Origin of the sequence: Shewanella algidipiscicola, from assembly GCF_003605125.1 — a bacterium.
Taxonomy (GTDB): domain Bacteria; phylum Pseudomonadota; class Gammaproteobacteria; order Enterobacterales; family Shewanellaceae; genus Shewanella; species Shewanella algidipiscicola.
In genome coordinates, this window is sequence record NZ_QPQT01000014.1 from 45275 (window position 1) to 63136 (window position 17862).

Consider the following 17862-nt stretch of genomic DNA (forward strand, 5'->3'; position numbering starts at 1 on the left):
TCCCCCTGGTTAATATTGAGGGATTAAACTAAGTGGCGGCTCATCTAATAGGGCCAACTGCTCTTTAAAGGCCAAAATTTGCTGCTCCCAGTACTTTTCCTCGGCGTACCAAGGAAAGTTCATCGGAAAGGCAGGATCTTCCCAACGGCGGCTCAACCAAGCATTATAGTGCAACATTCTCATGGCGCGAAGCGGCTCGATAAGCTTGAGTTGGCGCTTATCAAACTCGCAAAACTCTTCATACGCTTCCAGCAAGATTTCAAGTTGTAAGGTTTGCTGCTGCCGATCACCGGCTAGCATCATCCAGAGATCTTGCACTGCGGGGCCCATTTTGGCGTCATCGAGATCGACAAATCCCGGCCCGTCTGGGGTCCACATAATATTACTCGGATGCAGATCACCGTGCAGGCGCATCGATGTTGCATCTACTTCGGCCCATAAGCGTTTTGCCTTGGTAAGCACTTGCTCGACTATGGTGAAGTAGGCTGTCTCTAGGCTCTGCGGTACATGACCCGAAGCCTTTAGCCAAGCGAGTGACTCATCGCCTAACAATGCAGGGCTTAAGGTTTCGCGGAAAGTGAAGGTTTTGGCTTGTGCGTATTGATGCATGCGCCCGACAAAACGGCCCACCTCTTCGAGTTGGTCAAGATTATCCACTTCAAAGGCACGTCCTCCCATCGATGGAAATAGTGCAAAACGAAACCCCTGATAATGATGTAATGATTGCCCCTCAATCAGCACTGGCGTGGCGATGGGGATCTCTTGCTGCGCCAGCTCGGCTGAAAACTCATGCTCTTCTAAGATCTGCGCATCGCTCCAGCGCTCAGGTCGATAAAACTTAACCACATAACGAATTTGTCGATCGCAGCGAAATTGATAGACTCGGTTTTCATAGCTATTGAGCGCTAACAATCCTGTTTCTGGATAAATACCTAAGGACTCAATCGCATCGAGAATTAAATCTGGGGTTAATGCCTGGTAGTGAAAACCCGCAGGGGTTGACGTATCGCTCATCGAGAAGACTCCAATAATGTCGCTAAGTACTCTAACACCTCAAACTCTTCATCTGACTCAACCGAAAGCCAGCAGATATCGCCGTAAAACTCATAGTGCAGCCCAATCAGCGTGCCTTCGAAATCTAACTGCCACTGATGCCTGTCGGCTCCCCAGTGACGCTCAATGACTCGGCAATCCAACCTTTGTACTAACGGAGTCGCAAAAGCCTCAAACTGATCAAAATCAATGTCACCATTGATCATTAAGCTCTTTGCATTTTGATTAAGTGAATAGTTCATCGTGTCGGTTGCTCGAAACGGTCGCATTGAATGCTCCCCGCTTCCCCCTCTTTACATTGATAACCACATTGGTAGGCCCCCTGGCCCGATTGACTCAATCTTGCCATACCGGCCCCCTTGGCGAGGCATTGCTCTACCTGCTCATAATAACCGGCAATGTAGGGGGCCAGCTCCCCTTCGCTCACCTTATCTTGCTCGGGATAATAAAATAATGTCCATTGAGGCACTTGCGTGCATGCCGTCAATGACAATAAAAGCGCGCAGCAGGATAATAATTGATAGCGAGTTTGCATAACTTCTCCAAATAACGGCAATGTAACCTCTCCGTGAGCCTCAACCTAAACGCTCTTAAAAACGCTTATGGGTTTCCATCCATGGCCCATCGACAAGCATTAAATACACCAGACATAAATGTTCCAGACATAACGCCTATTTGTTTCCATCCATGGTCAATCGACAGACATAAATGTTCCAGACATAACGTCTATTTGTTTCCATCCATGGCAAATTGACATAAATGTTCCAGACATAACGTCCATTTGTTTCCATCCATGGCAAATTGACATAAATGTTCCAGACATAAAAAAGGCGACACCCTGTTCGCCTTTAACGTCAATATAAATGCCAGTTTACACGGCTTATGTCCGTGTTGCAGTAGATTACTGCGATGCCTTGGCCTTGGCTCTTTCGATACGCTCCATGCGTCCCTCAAAGCCGGTAATGGTGCCGTCGCTTAAACCATAATCGATAGCCAATTGACACAGGTTCAATGCAGCATCGTACTGACCACAATCATTGAGCAGGGTCGACAACTGCATAAAGCCAGTGCCTTTTTCTTTCTCTGGAGCCGCTAAACTGGCAAAAATCGACTGGTAGTGAGGTGATAACTGGGCGCCATATTCACAATACTTCTCTTGCTTGCGCTGTTTATAACACTCACCTATCACCTGCAATAGGGCGTTGTGTTTTGTATCTACCGAAAGTGCTTGTTGATACTCATCAAGCGCCTTCTGCAACTTTTCGTTAGCCCAAGACCCATCTGCAAGCGGTAATACTTTATCGTCTGGCTCTGGCTCTGGCTCTGGCTCTGGCTCTGGCTCTGGCTCTGGCTCTGGCTCTGGCTCTGGCTCTGGCTCTGGCTCTGGCTCTGGCTCTGGCTCTGGCTCTGGCTCTGCAGCAAGCTTAGCCACTTCATGCTCAGTTGCAACAATGGGGTCGATCTCTATCGACGGGGATTCATCGGCGACTGTCGATTCGGCTTTATCGACTGGCGCGGTTGTCGACACCACAAGATCCTTATCTTCGCCCGATACGATCTTCTCAACAGGTTGTTGTACCTCCTGTTGCTCCTCTTGGGCTAATCGCTGTGCTCTTCTATATAAGAATATGCCGACAGCTACTAGCAAAATAATGGCTATATATTTCATTATCATCCACCGTTGGTTGATCGCGCCTCATGTTCGGGCTGATTTTTGTTTACATAATATGTACAGATAGTAACCGATATAACTCATCGATTCTCTTGCTATAAATCAATTATTTATACCTCTTTTTCACTCGGGTATCAAAAAGTAAGGCTAAAAATGCCATTTTCGGCTTAAGTTTGCGGTTAACTCATAGCAATACAAGTTTAAAGCAACACTAGGGCCTGTTGATCTTTGCTGGTTGAATGTTGTTCGAGACAAAAACATGTTAATCGAAGCGAATGGATTGCAGCCTAGTCATCTAAGCAAAATTCACTTAACAAAGAGTAAAACGTTTGTAGCCGACCCCTTCGAGCAGCGTTTGTTGGGTATTTTAACTGCGTTCTCAGCTTTTTATGTAGAATAACTACACTACAAAGCTCCTACCTTGTATAAATACCCTGCGATTCGCTGCAAAAACAACCTTGAAAGATCAACAGGCCCTAATAATGTTTATCTTTAAAGTACTATTTTGTGCGCACCTTCATAAAATATGTGATGACTTTTGTGTTCAATATCTACGCACGCTACTCTCAACATAACCTAGCAAATAACTCGGGTAACCCAATGGACGACGTACTGCTCAATGGTAGATTAAAGCGTGAGTTTGAGACTATTAAGGCAATGGTCCAGATTTATTGTAAGGCTCACTGCCCAGCCAAAGGTAAGCTTGAAGCGTGTCAGCAATGCCAGGATTTCTTGGCCTACGCACACACAAAACTCGACCGCTGCCCCTACGGGCAGGCCAAGCCTACCTGCAATAAATGTCCGGTACATTGTTATAAACCTGAGCTAAAAGCCAAAGCACGCCAAATCATGGTATTTGCCGGGCCACGCATGCTGCTGCCGCACCCGATTATGGCAATGCGCCATTTGTGGGCCGAACGTGCCCCCGTGCCAAGCAAGCCTCCTGTTGCAAGCTCGAATCGACACCAGCGCCTGGCTCAAAAATAATGGCACTGGCAAGATCTATAGCGTCTCACAACACTCATATTATGGTTCTACTCAATACTTAATGGCTAAAGCAGACCCGAATAACGTTAAATACTTTATTAAAACAAAAGCTTAATCAGGTCAGTCCATTTAAGGTCAATATTTTTCAGTAATAAATAGCTCGCTGATTTACTTGCTCGCCCAAACACTCTGGAAAATCCCCACTACGCTTAAAAATAATACAATTTACTTGCGTCAACGCCGCAAATGCATTGAATATAGGAAAATGACCTACAACGACTTTTTATACGAAGGCTATTGGTGGCTCTCTCTGATCGGCGGACTTCACTGCATCGGATTAGGCCTCTATATTCGTCATGTTTATCGCGATAAACATGACAACCACAAGTTATTGGGCGCAATATTTAATCTGTTAGCCTTATACTTTTTAACCGGGCTTATCAGCAAAACCAATTCTCCAGTGCCCTTACCCATGTTGTTTATTCTGATTATTCCGGTGTATTTTCTGCAGATGCCACTGCTGTATCTTTACTGTTATCGCAGCCTACACAATATCCATCGTGACATTCGCATGTCTGGTCACTTCTACCCCGCGCTAGCACTCATGGTGGTCATTAGCTTAGCCTTTGTACTGGACGCCAATGTTTACCTCAACCTCAGTGATGACCCTATCACCAATCTAAGTCATGTCACTGTATTAGGTGCGGTATTACCTGCACTCCTGAGCCTGCAAGCTCTTATTTATTTCTATTTGATCATCAAATTACTCAATCAATTTCGGGGACGCTCGCGCCGAGTCCATCAAGACAGCCTTAAAGACATTAAATTTAGATGGCTACTTGTATTGACCTTGGCAATGTTAATCAATTGGGTCGTGCGCACCGGACTCGTCATATTGCCCTTTTATTTTGGTGACCATGTGTCTATCACTGCCCAAGCCATCACCCGCTTATGTTTATTATTAACCGTCTACGTTTTGGCCTTATATGGCCTAAAACAGATCACCCTTGCCGCCTATCTGAGGGGACGCCTGTCGTCAAAAATGACCGATCCCAATCAACGCCCATCCAGTCAGCAACTACTCAATGCCGAAGAACTCAATTACCTGCAACAGATCTTAAACGCTGACGATACCCAAGATAACCCTGCAAATAAACCCTAACACATTTGCGCAAAAACCATTTTGAGTTAAGGTATCTCACGGCTGCTAAGCCACTTAAAAAATAATGATAAATGCACTACTGAAGGGATCAAGATGGGAAGAGTAAATAAGCTCACCGTACTTGCGGTGATCTCCACAGGACTAATGGCACTAACAGGCCAAGTTGTTGCTACCGAACGCAACCACCAGATCACCAATAACGATTTTTTCGACATTGCCAATATGAGTCATGTGCAATTAAGCCCTAACGGCAAACAAGCGGTATGGTTAGAATCGCGTTGGGATAAAGCGTTAGATAAAGCACAAAAAGATCTTTGGCTAGTCGACATCAAATCACGAAAAACCAGCCGCCTCACCTTCACCAACGAAAGTGAAGCTAGCCCGCAGTGGAGCCCGGATGGTCAATATATTTACTATATAGGTCAACAAACACACGAAGATAAAAAAGCGCCATACAATGGTAAAGCCCAAATCTTTAGGCTGTCGCTACAAGGCGGCGAAGCCGTCCCTGTGACCAAAGAAACCGAGGGTGTTAAGGCCTTCCAAGTCGGACACGATGGTCACAACCTCTATTTTTTGGCTAATAAAACCACCACAGAAACCGATATCTGGGCCGATATGCGTGCCAGCCACAGCACCCCGAAATATGGCCACGGTAAGATCACCACTAACCCTCTTTATAAGTTAGATCTCGCGCATTACCAGCAAACATTACTGCTCGACGACGATAAGGTGGTATGGGAATTTAAGGTTACCCAAGATGCCAGCCAAATTGCCCGTATCACCACTGCCGATAATGAATTGGTACACTATGAAGGTTGGTCAAACCTCGAGGTATACAACACCCGCACTAACAGCAACATTGTGCTACCCGATAGCGCTTGGCGCCAAGATGCACCATCACCTTATGGCTGGTTGCTCGGTCTCGACTGGCACGCCAACAACCAACAGCTAGCCTTTAGAATCGATTTCGATGGTCATCCGGGTAAATTATTTGTCGTTACACCACAGCAAAAACCAGCCAAACCGCTCGACATTAAACGCAGCGGCGATATCACCCTCAATGGCAGCGACATCCATTGGCGCCCCAATAGCGATGAGATCTGTTATCGCGGTGCCGACCATGGCCGAGTTAAACTGTTTTGCACCGACATCAACCAACAACAGCAGGGTGACACGCGCACTGTGATCGCCGGCGATTTGGTGATGGGCAGCTACAGCTTCAGCCATGACGGCAAAAAACTCGCCTTTAACCACAACGGGCTCGATCATTTTAGTGATCTGTTTATTGCCGATGCCGCCAGCAAAAAAGCCAAATATAAGCGCATCACTAACATCAATCCGCAAGTCGATAGCTGGATTTTACCTCAAATATCTGTGGTTAAATGGACCGCGCCAGATGGTACTCAAGTCGAAGGGATCCTCGACTTACCCGCCAACTACAAACAGAGTGACGGACCACTGCCGCTAATTGTACAACTGCATGGCGGCCCAACGTCCGCCACACCGTACGCCTTGCAGCATCGCTCCTACGGCCGCTCAACCTTTACCGCCAATGGCTGGGCACTATTGTCGCCCAATTACCGCGGTTCGACGGGCTATGGCGATAAATTCTTAACCGACCTTGTAGGCAAAGAGCATGACATCGAAGTTGCCGATATCATGTCGGGAGTCGATCACCTTATCGCGCTAGGCGTTGCCGACCGTGACAAAATGGCGGTGATGGGCTGGAGTAACGGCGGTTACCTCACCAATGCCCTCATCAGTACCACCCAGCGCTTCAAGGCGGCGAGCTCTGGTGCCGGGGTGTTCGACCAACGCCTGCAATGGATGCTCGAAGATACCCCAGGCCATGTAATTAACTTTATGCAGGGCCTCCCTTGGGAAAAGCCCGACGCTTACACTCATGGCTCTTCGCTCACCCACGCCAGTAATATCAACACACCGACCCTAATTCACATTGGCGAAAACGATCAACGCGTGCCACTGGGCCATGCTCAAGGGCTTTATCGCACTCTAAAACATTACCTTAATGTGCCTGTTGAGTTGTTGGTGTATCCCGGTGAAGGTCACGGACTGAGTCAATATCAACACCGACAAGCCAAAATGGATTGGGATAAAAAATGGTTTGAACACTATGTATTAGGTAAAGAGCAACCTAAAGCGGCTAAGTAAAATCGTGTCATAAATGACAACCACAGTGAGCAGGGCTGAACCTTAGCTGACAACACCCAATAAAAGCGCCTTAATAGGCGCTTTTTTCATCAAATAACATTCAATTTTTGGCTATCTGTGCGTATGCTATTAACAGTCCACATCAATAGATGAAAGTTAGGCAGGGGTTGATAAGGCAAGTGACAGACCAAATATAATCCTTAGCGCGATTCATCCTATGCCGTACAGCTTCTATGCTGACTTTTACCATCGCCGCTTTATGAAACGAATATTGATAACAGTGGGTATAACCTTATTTGAATACAAAGGAGTGCATCATGAAAAAGTGGATATCACGTTTGACCGCTAGCTGCTGTGTCATTGTTGGCTTACTATTTTCCCAAGCCTCATTTGCCACCGATAGCTACAGCGAAGCACTAAACAACTTTAAGAAAGCCCCAGACACCCAAGAATTTTTTAATAGCGCCTATGGCTACGCTATCTTCCCCACCGTAGGTAAAGGTGGCATAGGGATTGGCGCAGCATATGGTAAAGGTCGCGTTTATCGTGGCGGTATTCATACTGGCGATACCAGCTTGTCGCAACTGTCGATTGGTTTCCAGCTCGGCGGTCAGGCATACAGCGAAATTATTTTCTTTAAAGATGCCAAAGCGTATGAAGAATTTACCAGCGGTAGTTTCGAATTTAGCGCTAATGCATCCGCGGTCGCGATCAATGTCGGCGCCAATGCCCAAGTGGGCACCACAGGTAACTCGGCGGGTGCGGGACAATCGGGCAGCAACAAAGCTGCAAGTGCCTCATACATCAATGGCATGGCGGTATTTACCGCCGCTAAAGGTGGCTTAATGTATGAAGCGGCGCTCGCAGGCCAATCCTTCACTTTTGAACCCAAATAGCCATCATCTAGCAGAGGGAGCCAGATGGCTCCCTCTGCTCTATTTAAACTTCTTCCCGCCTAGCTTATGGTTTTTAGCTGAAGTTTTTAGCTGAATTAGTTTTTAGTTGAATTGGTTTTTATTTATTGATGGTAGCGTTAACCTGCATCGTTTTAAATTGCTTACCGCAGGCTATTCGTGCAGGTGCTTCTTCGGCATCGCTGACTTTTTGTTAAACAAGAGCCATCCCTAGGCGCTCTGCGATTTCATCCCTGAAATCGAAGGCCTCAGCCGCACCTACACCGACTTATCTATCTCTTCGATTTAACCTGAACGGGTATGACTCGGACAATCAAAGGCTAAATTGTTTTTGGGCAAAAGTATCTTGGCCTTCGAATGAAGGTGTTGGCATTTTTTGGCTTGTAGCATTTAGTCGAGTTTGTTTTTATTGATTGATGGTAGCGTTAACCTTCATCATTTTGAATTGCTTGCCGCAGGCCTTTCGTGCAGGTACTTCCTCGGCACCGCTGTAAACCCATCCTTGGGCGCTCTGCGATTTCATCCCTGAAATCGAAGGCCTCAGCCGCACCTACACCGACTTATCTATCTCTTCGATTTTGCGTTACAGGTGTCATTCTGGGCATTAAAAGCTAAATTATTTTTGGACAAAAGTATCTTGACCTTCGAATCAAGGTGTTGGCTTTTTTGGGCTTGTAACATTTAGTCGAGTTAGTTTTTATTGATTGATGGTAGCGTTAACCTTCATTGTTATGAATTGCTTGCCGCAGGCTATTCGTGCAGGTGCTTCTGTGACACGGTGAGTGAAGCCCAGCTTCGCGCTTACGAACGAGAGGCATGGATGCCGAACTGGCTTTTAGACATGGACGTTGTTCAAGTACAATCCCTGTAGGCTCTGCCGTGACATCCATGTCACGGAAGGTCACAGCCGCACCTACACCGACTTATCTATCTCTTCGATTTTGCGTTACAGGTGTCATTCTGGGCATTAAAAGCTAAATTATTTTTGGACAAAAGTATCTTGGCCTTCGAATGAAGGTGTTGGCTTTTTTGGGCTTGTAACATTTAGTCGAGTTAGTTTTTATTGATTGATGGTAGCGTTAACCCACATTGTTATAAATTGCCTGCAGCATGCCTTTCGTGCAGGTGCTTCTGTGACACGGTGAGTGAAGCCCAGCTTCGCGCTTACGAACGAGAGGCATGGATGCCGAACTGGCTTTTAGACATGGACGTTGTTCAAGTACAATCCCTGTAGGCTCTGCCGTGACATCCATGTCACGGAAGGTCACAGCCGCACCTACACCGAGTTCTTAATCTCTTCGATTTGACCTTACTCGTGTCATTCGGACAATCAAAAGCTAACTTATTTTTGATCCAAAGCTTGTTAGGACTAATGTTCTAATTGGTATGTTTCAGATTAATATTTGTATAGATTAACGCCCGGCTAAGGGGTTGACAACGCACCGCCGAACTCAAAAAACACACCGTAAACACTGAACTTTAATTTTGTACTAAAGCCGCCACGCGTTGGCAATCCCTCTTGAGCCGTTTGTTATGTGAATTTTTTCAAGCACCCAAAAGAGGAAAGTTTTTACGCTGCTGATAGGTTAAAGCTAGCTCTAAACAGGATTTGATTGCTGTTTCTGGCAACGGTTTCGATAAGGACAGCACTATTGCTCTGTTTCCCTGAAACTCCAGTTCTTCACAATACAATTCCCGAAATGTATCGACTAGCTTAGTTTGGCAATTAAAAAACAGGTAATAATTATTAGGAGACTTCAGCTTCCAATCCATTCTTAGTGGACTGCCTGTTTTTACGCTGTAGCTTGGCTCACCCCATTTTAGAGATTCATCGACATCACCCAGATCCAATTCAGATACGATTTGAAAGACTAGATTTCGCAGTTCCTCTAACCTAATACGAACATTTTCCGGATATTCATCGAAGCGATCTTTGACTACCTTGTCCATTGGAATCTCCCATTCACATAACAGCTTATTGAATAGCTGCTCAATAAACTGCTTAAAATTTAACTTACAGCAACTATGACACGCTAATACATTGAAATAAAGCGATAAAGTGAACATCGCATTCATAAAAGTTGAATAAGTTCCCCGCAAAACTGAACGAGTTGATGTAGAGGTCTCTACAACTAATTATAAAATTGCAGGCAGTTTATCGAGCATAAAAACAGGTTTTTTGCTCTGTTTTCTAGCGCGCATCGAACGTGGCGAACGTTTGTTAGCTTTTGAACTAACGGCTCACACCAAGTGAAGCTAAATCGAAGAGACAGAATAACCCGGTGTAGATACGGCTGAGGGTACCGAAAACAGGGACGTTTTCGTTAAGCGGCCAAGGACGGCGAAAAGCGCCCCGAAGCAGTATCTGCACATTAGCCTGCTGCAAGCAATTAACTCACATTGAAGGTTCAACCTTCACCACTTTCAATAAATAAAAATGCAGCCAGCCGCTACTCAAGCAAATGTCATTGTTCTTCATGCCAAGGCCAACAAACTTTGGGGCAAAAACACGTTAGTTTTTGATTTGCTATTCGCTCCAATTGAAGCCAAATCGAAGAGGCGTTAGAGATCGGTGTAAGCGCGGTTTTGGCCTTCGAAATCATGGATGATTTCGCAGAGCCCACACGGACGTGCTCACAACGATATCCCTATCTAAAAGCCAGTTAGACAATCCCTGTCTCTCGTTCGTTAGCATGAAGCGACGCTTCACTCACCAAACCAAAAGAGCGCTTGCACATTCCCCGCCGGACAGGCGATTAATAACAGTGAAGGTACACCTTCAAACACACTCTCAAAAAACACGCCGCTCAAGCAAACATCAAATACCTAGCCTTTATTCCAAGGCCACGGCTATTCATGCCCCCAAGGCGCTGGCGGCAACGCTACTGGCTTGGTCAAATCAAACTCCACCTTAAAATCGCGATTTTCTCGAGTTAAGCGATACATAAAACGGGTATCGGTGATCCCCATGTGCCACACATTGGTGACTGACTGGCTAAGGCCATTTTGCTTGAAATTATCGATAGAGAATTGATCGACCGGAAATGATTGCAGCTGGGCGCTGCCACTGTCGATGGTATCGCCACCATACATAGTGACTTTATCTTCGCTGCCATCTTGATGACGATGATCGTGCTTTAATCTAAGTCCGGTATCGATTTTGGTTATCACCCAAGTACGTGAATGATCGTCACCAACATGAAACGGTACTTTTAACTCGCTATCTCGGCATTCTCGCACATGCATCACCAGCTTTTTACCGCTAAATGCCGAGTCGGCACTATTACCTGCCGTTACGACTCCCTCATATGCCTTGCCGCAATGCTTGGTGATGGCATCAAAAAACACATCTTGCACCGCTACATTTTGCCCTTGAGCCGCACCTGAGGCCAACAAAGCAATCATTAATCCTACTCGTTTCATTATCTATTCCTTATGCTAATAAAGTCCCTAGTCTAAGTGACTTAGTTGAAACCAAGCTTAATCCCTAACTCAAGTAGCGCCTTGACTACAAGTAACAAGATCACAATTAAATAGATTATATTTAATTTCAACTATTTAATAGAATTAATTCACACTTTCAATGTAAAACCACCGAAAACATTAATTTCATCAACAGCAATAAGGACATTTCGACTATTCAAAAACAGGAACCATTTCATGTTTTAAGTAATTAACCTTTATCAATGTGATCTTAAGCTTAGTAATTGCAAAATAATAAACTCATAGTAATCCTTCAAATGGTGGGGGGATTATAGAAATGAAAATGGACAACCTTAATTACACTCAATTGAAAGTTTTATTGTCCGTATACAAACATGGACAAGGAAATTTAGCCGCAACCGAATTAGGCATATCCAATTGTACTGTGAGCAGGACGTTAAATTCATTACGTGATGTATTTATGGACTCATTATTCATTAGAAAATCAAACGGATTAATTCCCACTAAAAAAACTGAAGAACTCATTCCTCATGCAAAATTACTAGTAGAACAATATCAATTGCTTGAAAGAAAACATTCAATATTTTCTCCAAGTCAATCTGGTGGTCATTTTGTTATACGGGCATACGATGAATTTGTTTACGCTGTCCATAATGTTATAGATGATTATATTTTACCCGAAGCGCCAAATTTAAGGTTCGACGTTCGCGCTCTCAGTCATGATTGTAGTCAAGAGGTCATTAGTGGTGATATCGATTTCGTCGTCGTTTACGAGGGTTTCGATGATAACCGGCTTAACTATGAAATTTTTTCTGAAACGGGTGATATATATATTCTTGCTAATAAAGAACACCCTGTTTTCTCCGAATTCATGTCCCTAGAATTACTCGCAAATTATTCACTTCTTGAAATAGATAACTATAACGATCTTATCTGCCCCTTACTGGTCAACCTCTGTCGTGATAGTGGATTACAAATGGATGTTGCAGGTTATACAGACAGTGTTGCGACTGCGATGCAATTGTTAGCTAAATCAAACAGCATTACCCTTAGTTGCAATCAATTTACCCGAAACTTCGTCGATATGATTCCAGCTATAAGTTATCGACGATTACCTGATGAAATGATTAAAACAATAAAAGAAATACGAAGCGAACACCGCGCCGTAGGCAATTATATTCTATATGGGAATATTAATAACTCCCCAGCATTCAACTGGGTTAAATCAAAACTTGTTTATGGATTAGAACGAGAGTGGCGCTTAGCTACGGCCAAATAAAACATAAATCACAAATGAAACACGAGGTATTAAATGGAGTTCACACTTTTTTGCATCGCGGCCTACGCGGCCTATCTTGTTTATAAGAAACCTGAAAAAGAAAAATTAGCAGACAGACTTCTTTTCAGTTGTATAGGAATGAGTTTCTTTATTTGGATCATGATGTCTTGGGGCATTTTACTTCCAGTTGGAAATTATTAGAGAGATATTATGAAAGAGCATACATTTAATAAGTTAGCATCGTTTGCCTCGATAATTATCATGGCTTTACCCGTCGGAATAGCCTGTTTCTTTTTCGGATTCATTCTTCTTGATAACCCATGTGCATTTTGCTGGCAAGAGCGCACAGCCATGATACTGGTGTCGCTTACCGCGCTCTACATCGTTCGCTTTGGTATCAAACCTAAATATATAGCGGCTTTGGTATGGCTAGGTATTTATGGTGCTTTTATGGCATTACTACACACCTCAATTAATTTGGGAAGTGATATAGGTCAAGGATTCTCATTAAAAATAATGGGCGCTCACACTTATACATGGGCATTACTTGTCTTTGTCATCGTTTTGGTCGTCGTCGCATTACTGATGCTCACACTGGGCAATAAATTCCCTGATAATGCCTATAGCAAAAAACCTTTCGACACCTTACCGAAGCTTGCTTCTTGGGTATTTATTTTCGTCATTGCTGGCAACATAGTGCAAGCATTTACCCAAACAGGTCCTATTCCGTTCGTGGGCCAAGACAGCCCGGGGCGAGTTTCCTTCAATCCCAAGTTTATCAGCTGGGAGTTAGATCACTGGCCAACGTACGCCCCTAATGCTCGTGGCGCTTATGGTATTAGCGATCCCGATATTGAACAGTGGCAGCCAGCATCACCTCTATTTACTGCGGCTCCAACAGCTAAATTACTCAGCCAGGCCTCACTACCGAATACTATCTCTGGCCGCGTAACCGCCATTGATTATCAAGCCGAAAAGCAAATTTATGCCATAACCACCTCCAATAATTGGGTCTATATCCTTGACCATGAGCTCAAGTTACTCAATCAAGCGCAGATCGACGGTATGTACATGCTGCATATTGAGCAACTCAACGGAGTCGCCTTCACTTCTACAAATACTTTGATGGTCATGGGGTTTAACAAGGCTTGGGCCGAATTGGTTTTAGACCCTGAACAAAACTGGGAAATAAATTATCGCGGCTTCACTCAAAGCAGCGACGGCATAGGTGAGACAGCCCGTGGTCAGTTTAGCACCATCCGAGCCAAGACCAGCTACAGCCTGACGCTGGGTTACAGCAAGATGCTGGATCAATATATCACAGTCACCACCCGCGATGAGCTCAACGAAACATTAGTGGTATCGAGATTCGACAAAGAAGATACGACACTGTCTGCCGAAGCCAACCTTAAAGGGTTAACTGGTAAGGCGCTGCCGAAGCTAACTGGGATCAGCATCGATGGCGAGCAAGCTTGGTTACTCAATAATGATGCCAGCGAAGTGCTGCAGTTCAATTTAACCACAGGCGAAGTGAGTGCAATGACCCAACTCGTCGGCACCACTAATCCTCAAGGGCTTTTGGTTCACGACGGTCAACTCTTAACAGTCAGTCGAGTCAATGGCCAAAACCTACTTCAAACGTTCGTAATGTAACCCATCTTAGCCCTAGAGGGGAATATCCCTCTAGGGTAACGCTGGGTCAATCCCAGCAACATAAAGGCCTTAGGGCTAATAATCATAACCGACCAACGGTCCACATTATGGTGAGTGATGACGATGAAAATCAATAGACGCACATTTTTACAAGGAGCCAGTGCCACGGCGGTACTCTCTTCCTTATCAGGGTTAACGCCCGGAATGGCTAATGCTAAAGTTGCTGGAGTCAATTCGGGGCTGCTAGCTAAACGTAATGGCAGAGTCGTTTACCACAGCTGTTTACGCAACTGCGCCGCTCGTTGCCTGCTTAAGTTTAGAGTACAGGATGGCATAATGACCTATGTCACTGGAGCAGAAGAACAAGCGAAAACTGGCAAGGCTCCCTGCCTTAAGGGGCAAAGCTATGTACAGTATACTTACGCCGCCGACCGAATATTACACCCTATGGAGCGAGTGGGTAAAAAAGGCGAAGGCAAATGGCGCCGCATCTCTTGGGAACAAGCCTATGAGAAAATAGCCAAGCGTTTTAATCAAATAGTTAATGAACATGGTTCCGAAGCCATACTGCCTTACAGTTACTCTGGTAACTATGGTGCCATAGGCATGTCTGCATCGGGCGAGCGTTTTTGGAATCGCATAGGTTCCTCTATTTTAGAACGTAAAGTGTGTACTTACGCCGCCTACGATGGGCTCAAATCGCTTTATGGTACCTTTCTCGGTCCCGATCCTGAAGATGTCTTACTTAGCGATGTCTACTTAACTTGGGGTCACGATGAAGTCGTTTCTAACACCATCGCCATCAAGTTAATTAACCAAGCACGCGATCGTGGTACCAAACTACTCGCAGTAAACCCACAACGTACCCCACTCTGTTCTCAAGCCGATATATACCTACAACCACGCCCGAGTACCGACGTACAACTGTGTGCGGGCATTATTAAATACCTAGTTGAAAAAGATCTCGTAAACCACGAGTTCATCTCCGAGCAGACCGTAGGGTATGACGAGCTCCTCAAGCGACTCGATGAAATCAGCTATGACGAAATCGAAACTATTACTGGTGTTCCAAGAGATAAGATGTTCGAGTTTGCCCAGGTATTAGGGGAAAACGAAAAAACCATGCTACGGATGGGATATGGTTTCCAACGTAACTTTAATGGTGCCAGAATGTCACGGGCGGTCGCCATGTTACAAGCCGTGACCGGTAACTTTGGTAAACGAGGCAACGGCCTTATCTACGATAATGTTCATGCCGGTGGTGGGTTAAATCAATATCAGGCCAGCGGTAAATATATGCGCAAAAATCCAGATGCGCAGCGGATCAATATGACTGAGTTGGCTAAAGCGCTACATCCTAGTCATCCCACCAGCCACGATAAACCGAGTAAGCCGATCCATGGGATGATCATTTATAACGGCAATCCTGTGGTAGTGGCTCCCGATACCAACGCCGTCCTCGATGGCATGAAACGCGAAGATCTGTTTGTCGTCGGCCACGATATGGTCATGACTGACTCACTTCAATACTGTGACATCATTGTTCCTGCCGCGAGCCAGTTTGAGACCGAAGATATCGTCGGTGATTACCACGGCTATTATGTTCAAGTCTGCCAAAAAGTGATTGAACCACTGGGCGAATCTAAATGTAACTGGACCTTTTTTCGCGAGCTAGGACAAGCGATGGGCTTTAAAGATGAAGCGTTTCAAGCCAGTAATGATGACATCATCAAAGAACTCCTCGACACCGACTCGCCCTATTATAAAGGGGTCAATTATGAGCGTTTGATGAAAGAAAAGTATATCAAACTCGATGTACCTCAACCTGTCTTGGCTGATGGGAAATACGATACACCCAGTGGCAAAATAGAGTTCAGCTCTAAGCTCATGGCCGACGCAGGATTTCATCCGGTACTCGACTGGGGGTTACCAGAGGATGAGATGGAACCAAGAGAGCGTGACCTCCCCTTTAGATTACTCTCATCTGGCGTTCCTCAACGCGTTAACAGCTCTTTTTATAACGTTAAATATATTCGTGCCATTCCCGCTTATTACGTCAAAATCCACCCTAAAGATGCGCAGCAATATGAGATCAAGCATAACGACAGAGTCACACTGAGTAACCATAGAGGCGAAGCCAAATTTGTCGCTATGGTCACCACAGGCGTACCACAAGGCTCGTTAATGACCCCCAAATGCAATTGGCTCAGGCTCAATCCTAATGGGACTGACGGTTGCACAAATTCGTTAACGACAGACAAATTAACCGATATGGGCGGCTGCTCAGCCTATCATTCAACCCGCGTGGCACTGGCTAAAGCCTGAAGGAGATCCTCATGAAAAACAAACATCAACTCGGATTTGTCTTCAGACAAGAAAATTGTGTCGGTTGCCAAGCCTGCACCATCGCTTGCCAGATCCATAATGAGCTGCCTGAAGATGTCCGCTTTCGTAAAGTAGACCGCTTTGAAGTTAAGCGAGATGACGACATGGTCGATGTCTGGCTAAGCCATTCTTGCATGCATTGTGGGAATCCTGCCTGCCTAATGGTTTGTCCATCCCAAGCATATACCATCCGCAATGACGGATTAGTGGTACTCGATAGAGAGAAATGTACCGGCTGTGGTTTATGCATCAATGCCTGCCCGTATGATGCCGTTGTCATGCTAAAGACCGATGGAAAAGCCGCTAAATGTAACATGTGTATCGAGCTTATCGATCAAGGGCTTAAACCAGCATGTGTCGATGGCTGCCCAGTAAAATGCCTCGATACAGACAGAATAGAACAACTGTTAACCCAGAGCCACACCGTCAGTAAAGAGGGCATCGGTTATGGGCACTGCATTACCAAACCCAATATGGTGATCGTCAAGGAGCGGCTATGACAAAGCTTGAATTTGGCCCCGTAGCCCTTGGGTATCACGCACTCAAAGGAATGCTATTTACGCCAGCAAGCGATGAATCGCTGCAACAGCTCATCAACTGGCTGGAGTCACAGCCACGTTATGGCGAACTACTTAATGAAGCTCGGCAATGGCACGGATCGTCGTTAGAGTTGGAATGTGACTTTAATCGGATGTGCATCGGTCCTACCAAGTTGCTAGTGCCACCGTATGAGTCGGTCTATCGTGATTATGGCAGGCAAATTCATACCGAACGCACCGTAGCCGTAGCCGATTTTTATCAACAGTTAGGCCTCATTCCCGACTCTGGATTTAACGAGCCGGCAGATTATATCGGCAATGAACTGGAGTTTCTCTTCTGCGCCGAGGCCATGAGCTACCAACAAGTACAGCAAGATCCACAGGCTGCAGCCGAGCTGACGCTGTTAGCCCAGACGTTTTTACAACATCACTTAGGCACTTGGTATCAAGACTTTACCACTGGCATGTCTAAACATGCTCGGTTGAAGTTTTGGACTTGTTACGCCCAAGTCTTGGAGGATTTTCTTGCTGACAGACTGGGGACGCTCGAGATCAATAACCCAATTAAAAAGTGTCACTTAGATGCTTAAGGATTTGAA

Annotated in this window: 16 protein-coding genes; 9 read left to right on the forward strand and 7 right to left on the reverse strand. The window is 45.3% G+C overall.

The genetic code is table 11. From position 1 onward, the window contains the following. Positions 1–9: 9 nt before the first annotated feature. From DVO77_RS14925 to DVO77_RS19140, 4 genes are all read right to left on the reverse strand, one after another. Positions 10–1014, reverse strand: coding sequence for a serine/threonine protein kinase (locus tag DVO77_RS14925; protein ID WP_119978886.1), 1005 nt, complete (start codon positions 1012–1014; stop codon positions 10–12). Next, positions 1011–1322 carry a DUF3630 family protein gene (locus tag DVO77_RS14930; RefSeq protein ID WP_162924201.1) on the reverse strand — a complete coding sequence of 104 codons (312 nt, stop codon included), beginning with the start codon at positions 1320–1322 and terminating at the stop codon, positions 1011–1013. The genes DVO77_RS14925 and DVO77_RS14930 overlap by 4 nt, the downstream gene beginning before the upstream one ends. Then, positions 1292–1588, reverse strand: a complete 297-nt coding sequence (locus DVO77_RS14935; protein WP_110459049.1) for a hypothetical protein — start codon at positions 1586–1588, stop codon at positions 1292–1294. Before DVO77_RS14935 ends, DVO77_RS14930 begins: the two co-directional genes overlap by 31 nt. A 366-nt stretch (positions 1589–1954) precedes the next feature. Beyond that, positions 1955–2722 carry a hypothetical protein gene (locus DVO77_RS19140; RefSeq protein ID WP_119978887.1) on the reverse strand — a complete coding sequence of 256 codons (768 nt, stop codon included), beginning with the start codon at positions 2720–2722 and terminating at the stop codon, positions 1955–1957. 603 nt (positions 2723–3325) lie between these two features. Between DVO77_RS19140 and DVO77_RS14950 the strand changes: the two genes are divergently transcribed. The 4 genes from DVO77_RS14950 to DVO77_RS14965 all read left to right on the forward strand — a co-directional run bounded on the left by DVO77_RS14950 (position 3326) and on the right by DVO77_RS14965 (position 7945). After that, the gene (locus DVO77_RS14950) at positions 3326–3712 is read left to right on the forward strand and encodes a nitrous oxide-stimulated promoter family protein (protein WP_110459089.1); all 387 of its coding nucleotides are present in this window, start codon (positions 3326–3328) and stop codon (positions 3710–3712) included. Between the two features lie 265 nt (positions 3713–3977). Then, a complete protein-coding gene (locus DVO77_RS14955) occupies positions 3978–4874 on the forward strand; it encodes a hypothetical protein (protein ID WP_110459047.1) in 897 nt (298 codons plus the stop codon). Positions 4875–4967: 93 nt separating this feature from the next. After that, entirely contained in the window at positions 4968–7049 is a 2082-nt protein-coding gene (locus DVO77_RS14960; RefSeq protein ID WP_119978888.1) for a S9 family peptidase, read from the forward strand. A gap of 317 nt (positions 7050–7366) precedes the next feature. Next, the gene (locus tag DVO77_RS14965) at positions 7367–7945 is read left to right on the forward strand and encodes a lipid-binding SYLF domain-containing protein (RefSeq protein WP_110459045.1); all 579 of its coding nucleotides are present in this window, start codon (positions 7367–7369) and stop codon (positions 7943–7945) included. Between the two features lie 1097 nt (positions 7946–9042). On the opposite strand, the gene DVO77_RS19070 is transcribed toward DVO77_RS14965, so the two are convergent. The 3 genes from DVO77_RS19070 to DVO77_RS14975 form a co-directional block, all read right to left on the reverse strand. Beyond that, positions 9043–9231, reverse strand: a complete 189-nt coding sequence (locus DVO77_RS19070; RefSeq protein WP_162924202.1) for a hypothetical protein — start codon at positions 9229–9231, stop codon at positions 9043–9045. A 277-nt stretch (positions 9232–9508) separates the two neighbouring features. Further along, on the reverse strand, positions 9509–9913 hold the full coding sequence (locus DVO77_RS14970; RefSeq protein ID WP_094182979.1) for a DUF1801 domain-containing protein: 405 nt from the start codon (positions 9911–9913) through the stop codon (positions 9509–9511). A gap of 900 nt (positions 9914–10813) precedes the next feature. Then, positions 10814–11386 carry a hypothetical protein gene (locus DVO77_RS14975; RefSeq protein ID WP_119978889.1) on the reverse strand — a complete coding sequence of 191 codons (573 nt, stop codon included), beginning with the start codon at positions 11384–11386 and terminating at the stop codon, positions 10814–10816. Positions 11387–11723: 337 nt separating this feature from the next. Between DVO77_RS14975 and DVO77_RS14980 the strand changes: the two genes are divergently transcribed. The 5 genes from DVO77_RS14980 (at position 11724) to DVO77_RS15000 (ending at position 17853) form a co-directional block, all read left to right on the forward strand. Beyond that, a complete protein-coding gene (locus DVO77_RS14980; protein WP_119978890.1) occupies positions 11724–12686 on the forward strand; it encodes a LysR family transcriptional regulator in 963 nt (320 codons plus the stop codon). 210 nt (positions 12687–12896) lie between these two features. After that, complete coding sequence (locus tag DVO77_RS14985; protein ID WP_119978891.1) at positions 12897–14339, forward strand: disulfide bond formation protein B; 1443 nt, start codon at positions 12897–12899, stop codon at positions 14337–14339. 123 nt (positions 14340–14462) lie between these two features. Continuing rightward, complete coding sequence (locus DVO77_RS14990) at positions 14463–16664, forward strand: molybdopterin-containing oxidoreductase family protein (RefSeq protein WP_119978892.1); 2202 nt, start codon at positions 14463–14465, stop codon at positions 16662–16664. An 11-nt stretch (positions 16665–16675) separates the two neighbouring features. Beyond that, complete coding sequence (locus DVO77_RS14995; RefSeq protein ID WP_110459039.1) at positions 16676–17224, forward strand: 4Fe-4S dicluster domain-containing protein; 549 nt, start codon at positions 16676–16678, stop codon at positions 17222–17224. After that, positions 17221–17853, forward strand: a complete 633-nt coding sequence (locus tag DVO77_RS15000) for a TorD/DmsD family molecular chaperone (protein WP_110459038.1) — start codon at positions 17221–17223, stop codon at positions 17851–17853. The genes DVO77_RS14995 and DVO77_RS15000 overlap by 4 nt, the downstream gene beginning before the upstream one ends. Positions 17854–17862 lie beyond the last annotated feature (9 nt).